Genomic DNA, 3379 nt, shown 5'->3' with positions numbered 1-3379 from the left:
GCACTAAAGAAATTTAATAAAATAAAAGTTTAAACCACTTCATTATAATCCCTGTGCTGTTGATTATGGTTTACCTATTTTATTCTATAAAATATATAATTGATGGAAATATATTACATATTAAAACAGGCTTGTTTATAAGCGGGAAGATAAATATACAGGATATAAAATCAGTAACTAAAACGTATAACCCGCTTAGTGCGCCTGCATTATCTATCAACAGGCTCGAAATTAAGTACGGGAACAACTATGATTATGCTCTTATCTCTCCTAAAAACCGGGAAGAATTTGTACAGCAGCTGTTATCGGTTAATCCTGCAATAAAGGTAAAATTATAAAGCTGCCAAAAAATTAAATTCCGGCAGCTTATAAATTATTGTGCAGTAGCTTCGGCGCCTTCTTCATTATGTTGTTTCAGTTCGCCTACAAAATCTTCAATACTTTGTATTTTGCTCTCCACATAGTCCAGCAGCCCTTCTATCTTGTCCCGCAGGTCTTCAAAAAAAGCAATGATGTCATCTACATAGCCTTTTACTTTATGTATAAAATCAAGTACATACTGAATGAGCCCGTCCAGTTTTTCCATTATAATATTCATATCATGAATTGTTTAATGATTAATAATACTGAAAATTACAAAACAGCCAGTGTAACCGGAAACACTTTGTCAAAAAATTAAGAATCTATTTTTTATTCGGAATATATAAGATACTTTTTCCTCATTTGTCTGAAAGCAGATAGGCCCGGCTCCCAGGTCTTCCTTATTTCAGCCTCGCTTTTACCTTCTTCTATTTGTTGCTGCAGTTTTGTGTTGCCTGTCAGTTTGGTAAAAAAAGGGATAAAGAACTTTGATTTATCCCGGGTTTCACTATAGGCTTTCATCAGCCATTTTAGTTCAAGTCGTTTTACTTTACTTGCTTTGGTTAGATCTTCGCCATAACAGGTTACCCCGTTATAAGGCGGCTCTTTAGCGCCCTCGTTAGGCATAGGGGTAAAGCTGAAGCCTGTTTTGGGCAGGTAAGGCGACCCGTAAACCTGGAATTGCTTGCTGGTACCCCGGCCCATGCTTACGTTAGTGCCCTCAAAAAGGCACAGGCTGGCATACAGGTTTATAGCCTGGTCATTGGGCAGGTTAGGCGATGGTTTTACCGGCAGGCTGTAGGGCATATCGCGCTTATAGTCCGTGCAGGGAATCACCGTCAGCCGGCACTGCGCGCCATCCTTTAGCCATTTTTCACCGTTTATCATTTGTGCATATTCGCCTATAGTCATTCCGTGCAGTACCGGTATTGGGTGCATCCCCACAAAGCTGGTGTGTTCTTTTTCCAGTGTTGGCCCATCCACAATGCTCCCGTTTGGGTTTGGCCTGTCAAGCACTATAAGGGGAATGTTATTCTCTGCACAGGCCTCCATAACATAATGTAAGGTTGATATGTATGTATAAAAGCGGACGCCTACATCCTGTAGGTCAAACACCAGTACATCTATCCCTGCCAGCTGTTCCGGTTTAGGTTTTTTGTTGTTGCCATAAAGCGAAATTATAGGAAGGCCTGTTGTAGTGTCCTTGCCGTCTTTGATATGCTCGCCGGCATCGGCCGTGCCGCGGAAACCATGTTCTGGCGCATATATTTTTCTGACGCTAAATTTTTTTGATAATAAAAAATCTATGAGGTGCATAGTATCCCTTTTTTCTCTGAGGTCATATTGACCAGGATTGGAATCAAAATTTGTTTTCACCCGACTAATTACTATCCCTGTCTGATTAGTGACAACACCAATTTTTTTATTGGCTAACAATTTGCGGTAATCCCATATATTGTCTGCGCCTGTTAATATGTTGGCCTGATGATTTACCCCTGCCTTTTGCCTTTTGGCTGTTGGCTCTTCTTTCAACTTTCTACTTGCGACTTGCGACTTCACCGAATTGCAGCTCACCAGCATCACTAATGAAAATAAAACTGTATTTTTGAAAATCGAACAAGATACCATATCACTTGAATTTAGAATATTTCATAGCCCGGAGGCTGGTTACCGCCAGGGACCATAAAAGTAGTATATCTGCACCGATAATAAAAATTGCCGTCACAGCTATTGCTATCGGGGTCATCATGATGATCATGGCCGTGGCTACGGGTGTAGGGCTGCAGGACAAAATACGCGAAAAAATATCCGCATTTAACGGCCAGGTCATTATCGCTACTTTTGATGATAACCAGTCAGAAGTAAGCGTAGCGCCCCTCTCTATCAAACAGGATTTTTATCCGGAATTCAAATCCGTCAGCGGTATCAGCCATATCCAGGCAGTTGCGTCAAAAGCAGGCGTAATACGGACAGAAGAATCTGTCGAAGGGGTCATTTTTAAAGGGGTAGACAACGACTACAGGTGGGATAACCTTAAAGAATATATTGTAGCCGGCAGGATACCTAAATTTACCGGCGCAGTAAGTAACGAAGTTATCCTGTCAAAATACCTGGCCGACAGGTTAAAGCTCAAAGTGGGCGACACCTTCAATACCTTTTTCATGAAAGAAGGCGGCAATGGCCTGCCAAACCTCAGGCGGTTCAGGCTCGTAGGTATATTTAATTCCGGCTTCCAGGAATTTGACGCTTCCTACCTTATTGGCGATATCCGCCATGTACAGCGAATCAATAAATGGCGCAACGGCGAGGTAGGTTCATTCGAGGTTTTTCTTGATGACTTCACGCAAATCCGCCAAAAAGGAGAAGAAATATACAACCAAATACCGCCAACGCTTAACAGCCAGACCATAGAAGAAAAATACTACAACATATTTGAATGGCTAAAGCTTTTTGATGTAAACATACTTGTCATTATTATAATCATGGTTATTGTAGCCACCATAAATATGGTCGTTGCCCTGCTGGTACTCATTTTAGAACGTACACCCATGATTGGTATGCTCAAGGCTTTAGGCGCGCCGGACTGGAGCGTGCGCAAAATATTCTTATACAATGCGGCCTACCTCATTATACAAGGGCTTCTTTGGGGCAACGGCATCAGCCTGGCCCTGCTGCTCATCCAGAGATATTTTGGCATAATCAGGCTCAACCCGGAAAGCTACTATGTCACAGTAGCTCCCGTAACTATCCACCTGCCGGCCATACTGCTCATCAACATCGGCACAGTAGTGGTCTGCCTTGCTTTACTCCTTATCCCATCATATATCATCACAAAAATATCTCCTGTAAAGGCACTCCGGTTCGATTGATTAAGGTTTCTCCCGCACCGCGCTCACCTTAAAAAACCATATAAATCATTTTCAGGAGCGAAAGGCCCGGGCCCTACCGGCAGGCGCAATTCCCGCTTTCCACTGTATCTCCCCGCCGCAAAAGCGGGCGGCGGGGAGGATGCCGCTAC

Annotated in this window: 4 protein-coding genes; 2 read left to right on the top strand and 2 right to left on the bottom strand. The window is 42.8% G+C overall.

Features of this window, described 5'->3' with window-relative positions; translation table 11 throughout:
- Nucleotides 1–65: 65 nt before the first annotated feature.
- Nucleotides 66–338, top strand: coding sequence for a PH domain-containing protein (locus CHU92_RS01805; protein ID WP_094412009.1), 273 nt, complete (start codon nucleotides 66–68; stop codon nucleotides 336–338).
- A gap of 35 nt (nucleotides 339–373) precedes the next feature.
- Here the strand turns inward: CHU92_RS01805 and CHU92_RS01800 are convergent, their stop codons facing one another.
- Complete coding sequence (locus tag CHU92_RS01800) at nucleotides 374–598, bottom strand: hypothetical protein (protein WP_094412007.1); 225 nt, start codon at nucleotides 596–598, stop codon at nucleotides 374–376.
- 92 nt (nucleotides 599–690) lie between these two features.
- Nucleotides 691–1989, bottom strand: coding sequence for an exo-beta-N-acetylmuramidase NamZ family protein (locus tag CHU92_RS01795; protein ID WP_094412005.1), 1299 nt, complete (start codon nucleotides 1987–1989; stop codon nucleotides 691–693).
- A 5-nt stretch (nucleotides 1990–1994) separates the two neighbouring features.
- Between CHU92_RS01795 and CHU92_RS01790 the strand changes: the two genes are divergently transcribed.
- Nucleotides 1995–3230, top strand: coding sequence for an ABC transporter permease (locus tag CHU92_RS01790; protein WP_094412003.1), 1236 nt, complete (start codon nucleotides 1995–1997; stop codon nucleotides 3228–3230).
- The last annotated feature ends 149 nt before the right edge of the window (nucleotides 3231–3379 follow it).

The sequence above is a fragment of the Flavobacterium cyanobacteriorum genome, from assembly GCF_002251835.1.
In the GTDB taxonomy this organism is placed as follows: Bacteria; Bacteroidota; Bacteroidia; order Flavobacteriales; family Flavobacteriaceae; genus Flavobacterium; species Flavobacterium cyanobacteriorum.
The sequence above is the reverse complement of the archived record's forward strand: the minus strand, read 5'-3'. Positions and strand labels throughout refer to the sequence as shown.

What these genes read in the sequence shown, in the direction of transcription:
- CHU92_RS01805 (WP_094412009.1), top strand. Translation starts at nt 66, where the DNA reads ATGGTTTACCTATTTTATTCTATAAAATATATAATTGATGGAAATATA.
- CHU92_RS01800 (WP_094412007.1), bottom strand. Translation starts at nt 598, where the DNA reads ATGAATATTATAATGGAAAAACTGGACGGGCTCATTCAGTATGTACTT.
- CHU92_RS01795 (WP_094412005.1), bottom strand. Translation starts at nt 1,989, where the DNA reads ATGGTATCTTGTTCGATTTTCAAAAATACAGTTTTATTTTCATTAGTG.